This is a genomic window from Pseudomonas sp. W5-36, from assembly GCF_046540455.1.
GTDB classification, from domain to species: Bacteria; Pseudomonadota; Gammaproteobacteria; order Pseudomonadales; family Pseudomonadaceae; genus Aquipseudomonas; species Aquipseudomonas graminis_B.
The window spans coordinates 36,128-51,905 of record NZ_JAXCIQ010000014.1 but is presented as its reverse complement, the minus strand read 5'-3'; the positions used below and the strand labels follow the sequence as shown (position 1 = coordinate 51,905).

At 59.4% G+C, this 15,778-nt stretch carries 14 protein-coding genes; 2 read left to right on the top strand and 12 right to left on the bottom strand.

Annotated features, from left to right (window positions below; genetic code table 11):
* Positions 1-3: 3 nt before the first annotated feature.
* Positions 4-573, bottom strand: coding sequence for a glycerol-3-phosphate 1-O-acyltransferase PlsY (gene plsY / locus SLW74_RS20240; protein WP_065991326.1), 570 nt, complete (start codon positions 571-573; stop codon positions 4-6).
* A gap of 74 nt (positions 574-647) precedes the next feature.
* On the opposite strand from plsY, the gene folB reads away from it, so the two are divergent.
* Both folB and folK read left to right on the top strand, forming a co-directional pair.
* Positions 648-1,001: a dihydroneopterin aldolase gene (gene folB, locus SLW74_RS20235; protein ID WP_065991327.1), complete on the top strand. Its 354-nt coding sequence runs from the start codon at positions 648-650 to the stop codon at positions 999-1,001.
* Positions 992-1,519, top strand: coding sequence for a 2-amino-4-hydroxy-6-hydroxymethyldihydropteridine diphosphokinase (gene folK, locus SLW74_RS20230; RefSeq protein WP_296309170.1), 528 nt, complete (start codon positions 992-994; stop codon positions 1,517-1,519). Before folB ends, folK begins: the two co-directional genes overlap by 10 nt.
* 47 nt (positions 1,520-1,566) lie before the next feature.
* Here the strand turns inward: folK and SLW74_RS20225 are convergent, their stop codons facing one another.
* The 11 genes from SLW74_RS20225 to SLW74_RS20175 all read right to left on the bottom strand — a co-directional run bounded on the left by SLW74_RS20225 (position 1,567) and on the right by SLW74_RS20175 (position 15,655).
* Entirely contained in the window at positions 1,567-2,796 is a 1,230-nt protein-coding gene (locus SLW74_RS20225) for a multifunctional CCA addition/repair protein (protein ID WP_410929888.1), read from the bottom strand.
* Between the two features lie 70 nt (positions 2,797-2,866).
* The gene (locus tag SLW74_RS20220; protein ID WP_410929887.1) at positions 2,867-4,429 is read right to left on the bottom strand and encodes a SpoVR family protein; all 1,563 of its coding nucleotides are present in this window, start codon (positions 4,427-4,429) and stop codon (positions 2,867-2,869) included.
* On the bottom strand, positions 4,426-5,697 hold the full coding sequence (locus SLW74_RS20215) for a YeaH/YhbH family protein (protein WP_410929886.1): 1,272 nt from the start codon (positions 5,695-5,697) through the stop codon (positions 4,426-4,428). The genes SLW74_RS20220 and SLW74_RS20215 overlap by 4 nt, the downstream gene beginning before the upstream one ends.
* Before the next feature lie 118 nt (positions 5,698-5,815).
* Positions 5,816-7,738, bottom strand: a complete 1,923-nt coding sequence (locus tag SLW74_RS20210; RefSeq protein ID WP_065991332.1) for a PrkA family serine protein kinase — start codon at positions 7,736-7,738, stop codon at positions 5,816-5,818.
* A 287-nt stretch (positions 7,739-8,025) separates the two neighbouring features.
* Positions 8,026-8,346, bottom strand: a complete 321-nt coding sequence (gene glpE, locus SLW74_RS20205) for a thiosulfate sulfurtransferase GlpE (protein WP_065991333.1) — start codon at positions 8,344-8,346, stop codon at positions 8,026-8,028.
* 53 nt (positions 8,347-8,399) lie between these two features.
* Positions 8,400-9,281 carry a symmetrical bis(5'-nucleosyl)-tetraphosphatase gene (locus SLW74_RS20200; protein ID WP_065991334.1) on the bottom strand — a complete coding sequence of 294 codons (882 nt, stop codon included), beginning with the start codon at positions 9,279-9,281 and terminating at the stop codon, positions 8,400-8,402.
* Positions 9,281-9,661 (bottom strand): Co2+/Mg2+ efflux protein ApaG, encoded by a 381-nt coding sequence (gene apaG, locus SLW74_RS20195; protein WP_065991335.1) that lies wholly within the window; start codon positions 9,659-9,661, stop codon positions 9,281-9,283. The genes SLW74_RS20200 and apaG overlap by 1 nt, the downstream gene beginning before the upstream one ends.
* A 118-nt stretch (positions 9,662-9,779) precedes the next feature.
* Positions 9,780-10,586, bottom strand: coding sequence for a 16S rRNA (adenine(1518)-N(6)/adenine(1519)-N(6))-dimethyltransferase RsmA (gene rsmA / locus SLW74_RS20190; RefSeq protein ID WP_065991336.1), 807 nt, complete (start codon positions 10,584-10,586; stop codon positions 9,780-9,782).
* The gene (gene pdxA, locus SLW74_RS20185) at positions 10,583-11,572 is read right to left on the bottom strand and encodes a 4-hydroxythreonine-4-phosphate dehydrogenase PdxA (protein ID WP_410929885.1); all 990 of its coding nucleotides are present in this window, start codon (positions 11,570-11,572) and stop codon (positions 10,583-10,585) included. Before pdxA ends, rsmA begins: the two co-directional genes overlap by 4 nt.
* Positions 11,569-12,891 carry a peptidylprolyl isomerase gene (locus SLW74_RS20180; RefSeq protein WP_065991384.1) on the bottom strand — a complete coding sequence of 441 codons (1,323 nt, stop codon included), beginning with the start codon at positions 12,889-12,891 and terminating at the stop codon, positions 11,569-11,571. Before SLW74_RS20180 ends, pdxA begins: the two co-directional genes overlap by 4 nt.
* Positions 12,872-15,655, bottom strand: a complete 2,784-nt coding sequence (locus SLW74_RS20175) for an LPS-assembly protein LptD (protein WP_410929884.1) — start codon at positions 15,653-15,655, stop codon at positions 12,872-12,874. Before SLW74_RS20175 ends, SLW74_RS20180 begins: the two co-directional genes overlap by 20 nt.
* Positions 15,656-15,778: the final 123 nt, after the last annotated feature.

The window sequence follows — 15,778 nt, the reverse complement described above, 5'->3', positions numbered from 1 at the left end:
GTTTCAGAAATGCCGTTCGCGCCCCGCAAACAGGTCGCGTAGATTGCCCCGATGGCGCCAGACGATGAGCAGCGTCAGTACGCTCATCGGCAGCAAGGCGTGGGGTTCCTGCCAGGCAAGCAGCGGCAGCGTCAGCGGCGTGGCGATCAACGACGCCAGTGAGCTGGTGCGAGTGAGGTAGAACGTCAGCAGCCAGGCGCCGATGGCGAGCAGGGCAGCTGGCGGATACAAGGCCAGCAACATGCCGGCGGCCGTGGCCACGCCCTTGCCGCCGCGGAAACGAAAGTAAAGCGGGAACAGATGCCCCAGGACGGCGCACAGACCGATCCAGGCTTGCAGGCGTGGGTCGAGGCTCAGAGCTCTGGCGATCAGCACCGGGATCATGCCTTTGCAGACGTCGCCAACCAAGGTCAGCACCGCGAGCTTCTTGCCGGCCACGCGCAGCATGTTGGTGGCGCCGGCGTTGCCCGACCCACTGGCGCGCGGGTCCGGGCGACCGGTTATGCGGCTGATCAGGATGGCGAAGGACAGTGAGCCGAGCAGGTAGGCGAGGACCGCCAGTAACCAAAACATGCTAACCATTCCGGGCGAGGTTGCCTTGATTCTAACGGCGCATTGCGCCCTTGTCGTGCAGCGGAGAGATAGGCTTGGACAGAGTTTTCATTGAAGGTCTGGAGGTCGATACCGTCATCGGCGCCTACGACTGGGAGCGTGGCATTCGCCAGTGCCTGCGTCTGGACCTGAGTTTTGCCTGGGACAATCGGCCTGCAGCCGCAGGCGATGACCTGAGCAAAGCGCTCGATTACGCCAGTGTGTCCGCGCGGATTCAGGCGTTCGCCGAAGTCTCTCAATTCCAACTGGTTGAAACCTTTGCCGAGCGTCTGGCCGAAGTGCTCATGAGCGAGTTCAACATTCCTTGGCTGCACCTCAAATTGACCAAGCCGGGAGCCGTGCCAGCGGCGAAGGGCGTTGGGGTGGAGATCGAGCGCGGATGTCGCTGACACGGATTTTTCTGGGACTGGGCAGCAATATCGAGCGGGAGCGCCATCTGTGCGCCGGCCTCGACGCCCTTGCCGGCTTCCTCACCGAGATGACCTGCTCGCCGGTGTTCGAAAGTCATCCGGTGGGGATCAAGAGCGGGCCGTTTTTCAATCTGGTGGTTTCGGCACTGACGGATCTGCCGCTGACTGAACTGGACCGCCGCCTCAAATTCATCGAAGCCGATAACGGGCGTTATGCCCCTGATCGCAAAGGTTTGCCGCTGGATATTGATGTCTTGCTGTATGGCGAACAGGTCGGCAACTTCGACGGCCTGATTCTGCCCCGCGCCGAAATCCTCAAAAATGCGTTCGTGCTGTGGCCGTTGTCGCTGATCGCGCCGCAACGCCTGCACCCTGAGGCCGGCGTCTCGTTTGCCCAGCTTTGGGCCGACGCGAACATCGATCAGAAACTCTGGCCGGTTGCCTTCGAATGGCGTGGCGAGCCACTCACCCCGGCCCTCCTGCTGGCTGCGGTGTAAACAGGCGGCTGAGAGGGCGCCGACTGAGCCGCAGCCAGCTCAGCGGCTTAGCGCTGATAAGACGCCTTGTACACTTTCAGCGTATCCAGCCGCTCTCGCTTGAGCGCTTCGCCTAATTGCTGGCCCTGAAAACCTTTCTCCAGCAGCGGCTGTACGGCCACTTGCCGGGCCGCCTCAGCCGCGCCGCGCAGATATTCGGCCTGCGGGTACGTGCGCTCCTCGAAACCCTTGCGGCCTCGGGCGTCCATTTCGCAGGCGGCGATGAATTCCTCGAAACGCTGCGGTCGGCGATACACGTCAAAGCTCTGCAGCAAATCCAGCAATGTCGACGGCTTCAGCTCCAGCGCGCGATGGCCATGGGTGTGATACTCGCCCACTAGCAGCGCCAGTTCCTGACAGTCCCTTGGCACTTTGAAACGCTGGTTCACCGCCTTGATCGCTTTGAGCCCTTTGTGCTCGTGGGCGATGTGGCGGGGCCATTCCTCTTGCGGCGTGAGTCCCTTGCCCAAATCGTGCAGCAAGCACGCCCAGCGCACGCTTAGCGGCTGCCGGTGCACGGCAGACTGATGCAACACGCTGAGGACGTGCACGCCGGTGTCGATCTCAGGGTGATGGGCTTCCGGCTGAGGCACGCCAAACAGCGCGTCGACTTCTGGCATGAGTATTTTCAGGGCACCACATTCACGCAGGACCTCGATGAACACCTGGGGCTCTTTTTCCATCAGCGCGCGGGAAATTTCCTTCCAGCTGCGTTCCGGTGTCAGCGCTTCCAGTTCACCCGAACCGCTCAGCTGACCCATGAGTTCGAGGGTTTCCGGAGCAATGGTGAAACCGTCGGGGGCATAGCGCGCGGCGAAACGGGCCACACGCAGGACGCGCAAGGGATCTTCGGCGAACGCGGGGGAAACGTGACGCAACACTCGGGCTTCGAGGTCCTGCTGGCCATGATAGGGATCAGTCAGCTGGCCGTTCTTGTCTTCGGCAATAGCATTGATGGTCAGGTCGCGGCGGATCAGATCTTGCTCCAGCGTGACGTCCGGGTGGGCGTGAAAAACAAAGCCGCCGTATCCCTTGCCGGTCTTGCGCTCGGTGCGAGCCAGTGCGTATTCCTCACCGGTGAGCGGATGCAGGAAGACGGGAAAATCCGTTCCCACCGGGCGGTAGCCCTTCACCAGCATCTCTTCAGTCGATGCACCCACTACCACCCAGTCGATGTCAGTGACCGGTTTGCCAAGCAGGCGATCGCGTACTGCGCCGCCAACTTTATAAATCTGCATAAAAAAGCCTCCGTGAGGGCGACAGGATAAACCTTAAGTCGCGATCGCGGAGGCTGGAAACGCTCATGGTTTATAAGTGGACGACCGCCAGGTCCAGCCGGGGATATTCACTTTCAGCGTGTTCGCTTCTCGGCGGCACATGGTGGACTTTCATGACCTGGTCGCCCTGCAGCGTCTCCAGATGGATATCAAAACCCCACAGCCGGTGCAGGTGCTTCAGCACTTCGTCCGTCGAATCGCCAAGGGGTTTGCGGTCGTGCTGTTGATGACGCAGGGTCAGGGAGCGGTCGCCGCGACGGTCGATGCTGTAGATCTGCACGTTGGGTTCGCGGTTGCCGAGGTTGTATTGCGCGGCGAGGGTTTCACGAATCACCTTGTAGCCGGTTTCATCGTGGATGGCGGGCACTAGGAGATCGTCCTTCTGATCATCGTCCAGGATGCTGAACAGCTTCAGGTCACGAATCACCTTGGGCGACAGGTACTGCAGGATGAAGCTCTCGTCCTTGAAGCTGCTCATCGCAAACTTCACCGCCGTCAGCCAGTCGGTGCCGGCCAGATCAGGAAACCAGTGACGGTCTTCTTCGGTCGGGTGCTCGCACATGCGCCGGATGTCCTGATACATCGCAAACCCCAGCGTGTAGGGATTGATACCGCTGTAGTAAGGACTGTCGAAGCCCGGCTGATAGACAACACTGGTGTGGGAAGTCAGGAATTCCAGCATGAAGCCATCAGTCACCAGCCCTTCGTCGTACAGATCATTCATCAGCGTGTAATGCCAAAACGTCGCCCATCCCTCGTTCATCACCTGGGTCTGACGCTGCGGGTAAAAATACTGGGCGATTTTGCGCACGATGCGCACGACTTCACGCTGCCAGGGCTCCAGCAACGGCGCGTGTTTTTCGATGAAGTAAAGGATGTTTTCCTGAGGTTCGGCGGGGAAACGCGAGAAATCCTCTTTGTCGTTCTTGCTCGCGCTTTTCGGAATCGTGCGCCACAGATCGTTGATCTGTTTCTGCAGGTGCTCCTCCCGGTCCTTCATGCGGCGCCGTTCTTCCTCAGCCGAAATGGGGTAGGGCCGCTTGTAGCGATCCACGCCGTAGTTCATCAGCGCGTGGCAGGAATCGAGCAGATCCTCGACCGCATCGATCCCGTGGCGCTCTTCACACTGCATGATGTACTGCTTGGCGAAGACCAGGTAATCAATGATCGAGCTGGCGTCGGTCCAGGTGCGGAACAGGTAGTTGCCTTTGAAAAAGCTGTTATGCCCGTAGCAGGCATGGGCCACCACCAGCGCCTGCATGCAGATGGTGTTCTCTTCCATCAGATAGGCGATACACGGGTCGGAGTTGATGACGATCTCGTACGCCAGACCCATCTGCCCGCGCGAGTAGGATTTCTCCGTGCTGAGGAAGTGCTTGCCGTAGGACCAATGGTGATAACCCAGCGGCATGCCGACGGACGCATAGGCGTCCATCATTTGCTCGGCGGTGATCACCTCGATCTGATTGGGGTAAGTGTCCAGCGCGTACCGTTCGGCGATGCGGCTGATCTCCCGGTCGTATGCCTGGATCAGTTCGAACGTCCACTCTGAACCCGTGGAGAGGGGTTGGCGCTTCTGCTCTCTAGCGGTCATGTCACTAACCTGCGCTGGAAGAGTTCACGGAACACCGGATAGATATCACCGGCAGAGACCAGCTGCTGCTGGGCGAACGTGTCGGCGAAGGCTTCGCCGATGCGCTCGTATTCGAACCACAGCGCCTGATGTTCGCGCGGGGTGATTTCGACGTAGGTGTAGTACTGCACGAACGGCATGATCTGTTTGATCAGGATGTCGCGGCAAATGGGTGAGTCGTCGTTCCAGTTGTCGCCGTCCGAGGCCTGGGCTGCGTAAATATTCCATTCATTGGTGGGGTAGCGCTCGGCCATGATCTCCTGCATCAGCTTCAATGCGCTGGACACGATGGTGCCGCCGGTTTCCCGAGAATAGAAAAACTCCTCTTCGTCGACTTCGCGCGCGCTCGTGTGGTGGCGGATGAAGACCACTTCGATCTTGTCGTAGTTACGTTTGAGGAACAGGTACAGCAGGATGAAAAAGCGCTTGGCAATGTCCTTGGTCGCCTGGGTCATCGACCCGGAAACGTCCATCAGGCAGAACATCACGGCTTTGGAGCTGGGGTTGGGCTGTTTGACCAGCAGGTTGTATTTGAGGTCGAAGGTGTCCAGGTACGGGACACGGCGGATGCGTGCCTGAAGTTTCGCGGCCTCGATTTCCAGTTCCTGAATGTCACCGAAGTTATCCGGCTCCTCGATCCTCAGGCGCTCCAGTTCGGCCTGCACCTGCCGCAGCTTGGCCCGGCTGCTGCCGGACAGCGCGATACGCCGCGCATGTGCCGAGCGCAACGTGCGGATGATGTTAATCCGTGAAGGGTTGCCTTCGTTGCTGATGCCGGCGCGAACGGTTTTGAAAGTGTCAGTGCCACTCAGGTTGCGCTTGACCAGATTGGGCAGCTCCAGGTCCTCGAACATGAATTCGAGAAACTCTTCCTGGGTGATCTGGAACACGAACTCATCCATGCCGTCGCCGGAATTGCCCGCCTTGCCAGGCCCTTTGCCACCGCCACCCCCTTGGGGGCGTGCGATGTGCTCACCAGTGGTGAACTCCTTGTTACCCGGATGAACCACCGTTTGCTTGCCGCCGCGACCATGGTGAAGCACCGGCTCGTCGATATCCCGCCCCGGGATACTGATCTGTTCGCCGTGCTCCATGTCAGTAATGGAGCGCCGGCTGACGGCTTCTTCAACTGCCTTCTTGATGTGATCACGGTAACGACGCAGAAACCGCTGCCGATTTACCGTGCTCTTGTTCTTGCCATTGAGACGTCGGTCGATCACATAGCTCATAGGCCCCTCCGGGGAGCTTCAAGTGGTGAGCTGCAAGCTGCAAGTAGAAGCGGCTATCCGGGTAGCAGATTTGACGCGCTTTCTTCCTGCAGCTTGTTGCTTGACGCTTGCAGCTGCCTTACTGCGATTTCCGGACCCGCAGGTACCATTCGGAAAGAAGCCTTACCTGTTTATCGGTGTAGCCCCGCTCGACCATTCGTGTGACGAAGTCGTTGTGCTTCTGCTGATCCTCTTTACTGGCCTTCGCGTTGAAACTGATGACCGGCAGCAGGTCTTCGGTATTCGAGAACATCTTCTTCTCGATCACCACCCGCAGCTTCTCGTAGCTCAGCCAAGTCGGGTTCTTGCCATTGTTGTTGGCGCGGGCGCGCAGCACGAAGTTGACGATCTCGTTGCGGAAGTCTTTCGGGTTGCTGATACCTGCCGGTTTCTCGATCTTTTCCAGTTCCTCGTTCAACGCGACGCGATTGAGGATCTCGCCGGTTTCCGGATCGCGATATTCCTGGTCCTGAATCCAGAAGTCTGCGTACAGCACATAGCGGTCGAAAATGTTCTGACCGTACTCGCTGTAGGACTCGAGGTAGGCGGTCTGGATTTCCTTGCCGATGAACTCGATGTAGCGCGGCGCCAGGTATTCCTTGATGAAGCGCAGATAACGCTCGCGGGTTTCGGCCTGAAACTGCTCCTGCTCGATCTGCTGCTCCAGGACGTACAGCAAGTGAACCGGGTTGGCGGCGATTTCGTGAGGATCGAAGTTGAAGACCTTCGACAGGATCTTGAACGCGAATCGGGTAGAGAGACCGTTCATGCCTTCGTCGACACCGGCGCTGTCGCGGTACTCCTGAATCGACTTGGCTTTCGGGTCGGTGTCCTTGAGGTTCTCGCCGTCGTACACCCTCATCTTCGAATAGATGTTGGAGTTGTCCGGCTCCTTGAGCCGCGACAGCACGGTGAACTGCGCGAGCATTTTCAGGGTATCCGGCGCGCAATGGGCTTTGGCCAGGGAGCTGTTGAACAGCAACTTGTCGTAAATCTTGATCTCGTCATTAACGCGCAGGCAGTACGGCACCTTCACGATGTAAATCCGGTCGATGAACGCTTCGTTGTTCTTGTTGTTGCGGAAGCTGTGCCATTCCGATTCGTTGGAGTGGGCCAGCAAAATACCGGTGAACGGAATCGCGCCCAGGCCTTCGGTACTGTTGTAGTTACCTTCCTGAGTGGCGGTCAGCAGCGGGTGGAGCACCTTGATTGGCGCCTTGAACATTTCCACGAATTCCATCAGGCCCTGGTTGGCCCGGCACAGTGCGCCCGAATAGCTGTAAGCGTCGGCGTCGTTCTGCGGGTATTCCTCGAGCTTGCGGATATCGACCTTACCCACCAGCGCCGAAATGTCCTGGTTGTTCTCGTCACCGGGCTCGGTTTTGGCGACGGCAATCTGGTTAAGGATGGAAGGGTAGAGCTTCACCACTTTGAATTGACTGATGTCGCCGCCGAACTCGGCCAGCCGTTTGGTCGCCCATGGCGACATGATGGTGTTCAGGTAGCGGCGCGGGATGCCGTAGTCCTCTTCGAGGATCGTCCCGTCTTCGGTGGGTTTGAACAGGCCCAAAGGGGATTCGAAAACCGGTGACCCTTTGATGGCGTAGAACGGTACTTTTTCAACCAGAGATTTGAGTTTTTCAGCCAGGGACGATTTACCACCGCCTACCGGGCCGAGCAGGTAAAGGATCTGTTTCTTCTCTTCAAGGCCTTGGGCGGCGTGGCGGAAGTACGAGACGATTTGCTCGATGCAGTCTTCCATGCCGTGGAATTCTTCGAACGCGGGATAGCGCCGAATGACCTTGTTGGAGAAGATTCTGGACAGCCTGGAATTGGTCGACGTGTCGAACAACTCAGGCTCACCGATGGCCATCAGCAGACGTTCTGCGGCGGAAGCGTATGCGCTGCGGTCGGTTTTGCAGAGCTCCAGATACTCCTGTAGCGAGAGCTCTTCCTGCCGTGTCGATTCAAAGCGTTGTTGGAAGTGGCTAAAAATACTCATGACGTCACCTCGCTCGATACGTGGAGCCGGCGGCGGATCGTCAGTTGATGCTGGATGGCAGCCGATCACGCGGCTGCCATTACCCCCCAAACACCATAAAAGTAGCGACCGATGACCCACGCGCCGGTGTACCGGCTCTCCCCTGATTCGGATGGCCTGAGGCTAAGAGTAGTTCGGATTCGGGCACAGAAAGAAGCGATGGGTATGAAGAGGGCATACCCGTTCGTCAGAAGAGGGCGCGAGCCCGCGTAGGACGCGGGATAGCGGCCAGCAAAAATATTTTTCGATCAGCCTTGTGCGGTTTCTTCGGGAAATTTGGTTTTCCACAACTCGAAACCGCCATCCATGCTGTAGACCTCGGAGAAGCCCTGACCTACAAGATAGGCTGCTGCGCTCTGGCTCGAATTGCCGTGATAGCAGAGGACGACCAACGGTTTGTCCAGATCGGCCTGACGGATGAAGTCGGCGATGGAATGGTTGTCGAGGTGATGGGAGTCCGGAATGTGCTGGGTCGCGTAGGTCTGCGCGTCCCGTACGTCCACCAGCACCGCGCCTTGTTCGCGCAGGGCATGGACTTGTTCGGGTGAAATGCGTTTGAAGTCAGTCATGGCTCGGGCTCCTGGGCCGTCGGGTCCTCGAACGGTCGAGAACGTAGGGGAAATTACTGGTGCAGCGGAATTGGCTCGTTGACGGAGGATGTCGCAGGAGCGGGTGCCTTTGCGTTGCCACGCTCGTCGCATTCGCAACGAATCAGCACGCGGGTGTCGACGTTGAGCAGCGTCATCGCGCCGCCCCAGACACAGCCCGTGTCCAGCGCATAAACCCCGGGCTCGTCACATTGGCCTTCAAGTGCGGCCCAGTGGCCGAAAATGATACCCACGCCTTTGGTCTTGCGCTCTTTGTGCTTGAACCACGGCGCGTAGCCCGCCGGCGCACTGTCGAGACCTTCCTTGCTTTTGAGATCAAGCTTGCCGTCGCTGGTGCAAAAACGCATGCGCGTGAAGTAGTTGGTAATGACCCGCAGCCGGGTGACGCCCTGCAAATCCTTGTCCCACTTCGCAGGTTCATTGCCATACATGCCGTCGAGAAAAGGCTCGAAGCGATTGTCATCGCGCAGCGCCTGCTCGACTTCTTCGGCGCAGCGCAGCGCTTTTTTCAGCGTCCATTGCGGCGGGATTCCGGCATGCACCAGTGCGATATCGCGTTCGGCGTCGTAATGCATCAGCTTCTGTTGGCGCAGCCAGTCGAGCAGCACGACGGCGTCCGGCGCTTCCAGAATCTCCCGCAGCGTGTCGCCTTTCTTCAGGCGCTCTATATTGCGGCCGGCAGCCAGCAGGTGCAGGTCATGATTGCCCAGCACGCAGACGACCGAGTCGCGCATGGCATAGAGATAACGCAGGGTTTCCAGTGACTGCGGGCCTCGGTTGACGAGGTCGCCGACCAGCCAGAGCGTGTCTTTGCCGGGCTCGAATGCAACGCGTTCGAGCAGGCACTTCAGCGGTTCAAGGCAGCCTTGCAGGTCACCGACTGCGTAGACCGCCATCAGTGAAGCGCCCCCGGTACGGCCAGACGGAAGGGAGCGATGACAGCGTCGAAGCGCTTGCCGTCTTCTCCGAGCATTTGATAAGTGCCCTGCATGTTGCCCACCTTGGTGGTCATCACGGTGCCGCTGGTGTAGGTGTGGCTTTGTCCTGGCTGGATCAGCGGTTGCTGGCCCACGACGCCGTCGCCGCGAACCTCTTCAACCTGACCGTCACCGTCGGTGATCACCCAGTGGCGTGACAGCAGCTTGGCTGGCAGTTCGCCGTTGTTGTGCACGGTGATGGTGTAGGCGAAGGCGAAGCGGTTGTGCTCAGGCTGCGATTGTTCCGCCAGGAAACGGGTCTCGACGCTGACGTCGACCTGGTAACGAGAATCAGACATGCAAGAGGCCTTAAAAGCGAAAGCGGAGAAAGCCGGAAGTGGCCAGGTTGGAAATCAGTCTAGGACATGTCACGGATAAGCAAGTACTCAGGCTTTGACCGGACATGTCCCCAGAAGGTCAGGCGACGACAGGCTTTTCGCTGAGCGTGTCGGCCAGGCGAACAAACGCCGCCAGGTCCAGCTGCTCTGGACGCAGGCTGCCATCGACGCCGGCTTCAGTGATTTCCTCGCTGGTCAGCAGGGCCTTCAACGTGTTGCGCAGGGTCTTGCGGCGCTGGTTGAACGCTTCGCGGACGACCCGCTCAAGGACGCGGTGATCCTTGGCCGGGTGCGGCAGGGTCTCGTGCGGCACAAGACGAACGATGGCCGAATCCACTTTCGGCGGCGGGTTGAACGCGCCCGGGCCGACGTTGAACAGATGCTCCACGCGGCAGTGGTACTGAACCATGATCGACAGGCGACCCCAATCCCCGCCGCCAGGACCTGCCGCGAGACGCTCGACCACTTCTTTCTGCAGCATGAAATGCATGTCGCGGATCAGGTGGGCGTTCTGCAGCAGATGGAAAATCAGCGGCGTCGAGATGTTGTACGGCAGGTTGCCGACGACGCGCAGGCTGTTGGGTGCGGCATTCAGGCTGGTGAAGTCGAATTTCAGCGCGTCACCCTGATGCAGGCTGAAATTTGGCTTGCTGCCGAACTGATGCATGAGGATCGGCACGAGGTCTTTGTCGAGCTCGACGACGTCCAGTTGCGCGCCGCTGTTCAGCAGGCCTTGGGTCAGGGCGCCTTGTCCCGGGCCGATTTCCAGCATGCGGTCTTCGGCCTTGGCACGGATGGAGCGCAGGATCTTGTCGATCACGCCAGCGTCATGCAGGAAGTTTTGGCCAAAACGCTTGCGCGCCTTGTGTTGGTATTGCTCGTTCATGAATGGGTCTCGGCCATCTGATAGGCGGTTTCCAGAGCGACCCTGAGGCTGCCGGTGTCAATCTTGCCGGTGCCCGCCAGATCCAGCGCCGTGCCGTGGTCCACGGAGGTGCGAATGATCGGCAGGCCCAGCGTGATGTTGACGGCGGCGCCGAAGCCTTTGTACTTCAGCACGGGCAGGCCCTGGTCGTGGTACATCGCCAGCACTGCGTCGCAGTGCTCCAGATATTTGGGGGTAAAGAGCGTGTCGGCGGGCAGCGGGCCATATAGATCCAGGCCCTCGCTGCGCAGAAGCGCCAGAGTAGGTTCGATGATGTCGATTTCTTCGCGGCCCAGATGCCCGCTTTCGCCGGCATGGGGGTTGAGGCCACAGACCAGAATCCGCGGGTGGGCGATGCCGAATTTGTTGACCAGATCCGCGTGCAGGATGCGTGTTACACGCTCCAGCCGTTCAGCAGTGATCGCATCGGCAACGTCACGCAGGGGCAGGTGAGTGGTCACCAGCGCCACGCGCAGATCTCCGGTCGCCAGCATCATCACCACCTGTTCGGTGTGGGTCAGCTCAGCAAGGAATTCAGTATGGCCGGAGAACGGGATGCCACTGTCGTTGATCACGCCCTTGTGCACCGGCGCTGTGATCATGCCCGCGAAGTGGCCATCGATGCAGCCCTGGCCTGCCCGGATCAGGGTTTCGAGCACGAAACCACCGTTGGCCTTGTCGAGCTGGCCGGCAACGACTGGCGCCTGAATCGGCGTGTCCCAGACATACAGACTGCCAGCGGGGGCGGGGGCATCAGGCCATGCGGCGGGTGTGACGGGGATCAGGCTGACAGCCACGCCCAGCTGGGCGGCCCGCTCGGTGAGCAGGTCGCAGCTGGTAATGGCAATCAGGGGATGGGGCTGGGACTGCGCGGCGAGGAGCAGGCAAAGGTCAGGGCCTATGCCGGCCGGCTCGCCGGGTGTCAGGGCGAAACGCTGTGGTTTCACTTGGCCGCCTGATCAGCTCCGGGGAGCTTGATCTCGACGTAGGCTTCATCACGGATCTGACGCAACCAGGTTTGCAGTTCTTCGTCGTACTTGCGGTTACGCAGCACGGTCATCGCCTGTTGCTCACGCGCCTGACTGGTACTGTCAGTCGAGCGACGGCCGAGGACTTCCAGAACGTGCCAGCCGAATTGGGTCTCGAACGGCTTGGACACGACACCCTGAGCGGTCTCGTTCATGACGTCGCGGAACTCCGGAACCAGCGAGCGCGGGTCAACCCAGTTCATGTCGCCGCCGTTAAGCGCCGAACCCGGGTCTTCGGAGAAGGCCTTCGCCAGTTCGCCGAAGTCTTCGCCATTCTGGATGCGGTCGTAGATACGTTGAGCCAGCAACTTGGTTTCAGCCGGGCTGCGGATTTCGCTTGGCTTGATCAGGATGTGACGAACGTGAACCTCGTCGCGCATCTGGGTCTGAGTCTCGCCACCGCGTTTTTCCACCAGTTTGAGAATGATGAAGCCGCCCGGTGTACGCGCAGGAGGGGTAACCTCTCCCGGACGCATCGACGACAGCATGTCGCCGAACGGAGGCGGCAGCTGAGCGGCTTTACGCCAGCCCATGTCACCACCGTCCAGAGCACTTTCACTGGCCGATGACGCGATCGCCATCTGCTCGAAGTTCGCGCCTTGTTGCAGCTTGCCGTAGAGGTCCTTGGCTTTGGCTGCAGCGGCCTGAATCTGGTCCGACGTCGCGCTGTCCGGCGTCGGGATCAAGATGTTGGCCAGGTGGAACTCTTCGGAGAACTGAGCTTTGCCCAGATCGGAGGCCAGAAAGTTCTTCACTTCCTGCTCCGAGACCTGGATGCGTTCGGCAACCCGGCGCTGACGCACACGGCTGATGATCATTTCCCGACGGATCTGCTCACGTGCGCTGGTATAGGACAGCCCGTCGTGGGTCAGTGCAGCCTTGAACTGGTCAACACTCATGTTGTTGCGTTGAGCGATGGTGGCAACTGCCTGGTTCAGCTCTTCATCGCTGATGCGAATGCCGGAGCGTTCGCCGATCTGGATCTGCAGGTTTTCCAGGATCAGACGATCCAGGACCTGAGACTCCAGTGCGCTGGCAGGCGGAACACCTTGCCCGCGCTTGGCGATGGTTTGCTGAACCTCACGGGTGCGCTGGTCGAGCTGGCTTTGCATGACCACGTCGTTGTCGACGATGGCAACTACCTTGTCGATGGTGCGCACTTCAGCGTGCGCAACAGTACCGATAAGCAGCGCGCCCAGCATCAGCGGGCGCAGACAATCAGAAAGCTTGGTCTTCACGTTCACGATAACCTTGGATGCCTTTGTCGAGGAAGCTTTCAACTTTTTGGCCAACGACGCCGCCAAGTCCCTTCAACACGATTTGTAGGAAGACGCCGCGGTCGCCTTTCTCGTTCTGCGGTATCTCTTGGGTGGACTCGTCATAGTCGACCCAGTACCGGTTGATCAGACGCAGCTTCCAGCAGCAGTTGTCATATTCAAAACCACCAAAGGCTTCGAGGGTACGGTCACGGTTGTAGTCGTACTGCCAGCGGGCGATTGCGCTCCACTGCGGAACCACAGGCCAGATGACCGAGAAGTCATGTTGCTGAATCTTGTAGTAGTCCTTGATGACCCTGCCATCCGGGTAGGTGTAATCACCCCCGCCTACGCTCCAGCGACCTGTAGTCTGGTCGTAACGGACCTGGTCGTTGCGATAGCGATACCCGGCGTTGATGACCTTGCCCGGCTCGTCTTCAGGCTGGTAGTGGAACATTGCGCTGCCGGAGCGTGTGCTGCGGCTGTCCGGGTCCCAGTTGAAGTCCGACGTGGCACGCCAGTCGCGGTTGAAGCGGTATTCGTACTCAAGCGCATACGGAGACACGTCGGACTGCGCGTCCTTGCGGTCTTCGTAGGCGATGCCCGGCAGTTGCACCTTGCGATCTGCGAAGTACACCGCCTGACCGATGCTCACGCGCTGACGTTCGAAACCGTTGTCTTCGATCCAGCGGTTGGTCACGCCCAGCGACAGTTTGTTTTCGTCACCGATACGGTCGGAGCCGACGAAGCGGTTGTCGCGGAACAGTGAGCTGTAGTTAAACGTCGTTTCCGCACTGTCGAAGATCGGGATGTCGTTCTGATCTTTCTCAGGGACATAGAGGTAGTACAGGCGTGGTTCCAGTGTCTGACGGTAGTCTTTACCGAACCAGTTGGTGTTGCGATCAAAATACAGGCCGCTGTCGACGTTGAAGATCGGGACGGCGCGGTTTTCGCTGCTGTGGTAGGACTCATCAGCCAATAACGTGCGCTTGCCTTGGGCATCCAAGTCAAGATCGTACTGGGTGTAAACATACTTTAACTTGGGCGTCACATAACCGTAGCTGGCAGTCAGCGGCAGGCTGATGGACGGTGCGAGGTTTAGGCGATCGCCGTTGGCGCGCGCCAGACCCGACACGTTCTGGTCAAGACGTCGAGAAGCAATGCCGTCTTCATCGACGAAGTTTCCGGTTCTCAGATCGCGATCAAAGCGAACCAGCTCAGTGTCGTAGTCAAACTTCAAACCTGCTGGTTGGAACGGCAGCGTGCCAGTCAACGTCAGTTGAGGCAGGCGTGCATACGGCGTGATCTGAGTGACCGTGGTCAGCTGATACTTCTGCGCATTAAGCGTCGCGGTGTAATTGTCACCGCGGTAGTAAACAGCGCCCTGCTGGTTCAGGAAGTCATGAGTACTGACGCCTTCCTGGCCGCTTTTCAGATCTTTGAAGTAATACGGATCACTGACCTTGGTGTAGTCGATCCTGCTGCTCAGACGCGAATCCAGGCCACTGCGATCCTGCCAGTTGACCAGCCAGCGGGTGTCTTTGTAGTCCGACTGCAGCTTGCGATCGTCGTCGTCGTCGTTCAGGTAGGCCGCACCGAACTGACCTTCGCTGGTCTTGGTCAGGTAGCGGAACTCGCCTTCCAGCAACATGCCACGCTTGGCCATGTAGGTCGGATACAGCGTGGCGTCGTAGTTCGGCGCCAGGTTGAAATAGTACGGGGTGAGCAACGAGAAGCCGGTTTCTGTGCCGGTACCGATGGTCGGTGGCAGGAAGCCGGACTGGCGACGGTCGTCGATCGGGAAATAGATGTAAGGCGTGTACAGGATCGGAATGTCATGAACGCGCAGTGTGGCGTTGGTGGCAGTACCGAAACCGGTGGCCGGATTCAGGGTGATGTTGTTGCCCTTCACGGCCCACGCGTTGCTGTTCGGTTCGCACGTGGTGTACGTGCCGTCCTTCAAGCGGATGATCGCGTTCTCGGCACGACGAGCGTACAGGGCGTTACCGCGAACGTTGTTTTTGTGCAGCACGTACTCGGCGTTTTCGACTTTGGCTTCGCCGGTGTCGAGCTGGACTTCAGCGTGGTCACCGACGATCAGGGCGCCGTTGTCGCGCAGACGGACATCGCCGTTCAGCTCGCCACGGTTCTCGGCCTGGTGCAGGCTGGCTTCGTCAGCCTCGACCTGCATGCTGCCCTGACGCAGGACAACGTCACCGGCCAGGGTCGCAACCTGCTCTTCCTGCTGATAACGCGAAGCCTTGGCGCCGATGAACGTCGGTGCGTCGCTCTTCGGCGTCTTGTCGTCCATGCCCGGACGGATCGGTTCGATGTAGGCGCCCGAGCAGTACGGACCGGTCTCAGCCAGTTGGGCTGCGGTCAGTTTCTCGCGCGGAACCCAGTCCAGGTGGCTGTAATCGGCGCTGCGCGATTTCAGGCCACGGCCCTTGGCCTCGGTGACCAGCATCGTTTTGGGCACGACTTCGCCGTCGGAAGTGGTGGTCGTCTGAGCGCCATCTGCCGTGCTGCTGTTGGACGAAACACTGTTGGCGTCGTGCACGGGGCGCGGAGGCAACTGGGCTGCGTTGGTTTTCGGAGAGCAATCCCATGCACCTGTTGCAGACACCGAGCAGTCATACTGTTCGGCGGCAACCACGTACGGGACGGCCAGGGGTTGCATCGCCAGCAAACTGCCGGTTACGAGCAACGGAAATTTTTTACGAAACGCGGGGGATTTCAATGCCATCTTATTAGTCCGGGCTTCCTGCGCGCCATCTGCCCGCGGGGGGGCCGCACGCCTCTCGATGGGCTGAAAAAGATGTCGGATAATAAAGCATGACCCGCTTGACGGCTAGCGCCGTCGGAGACC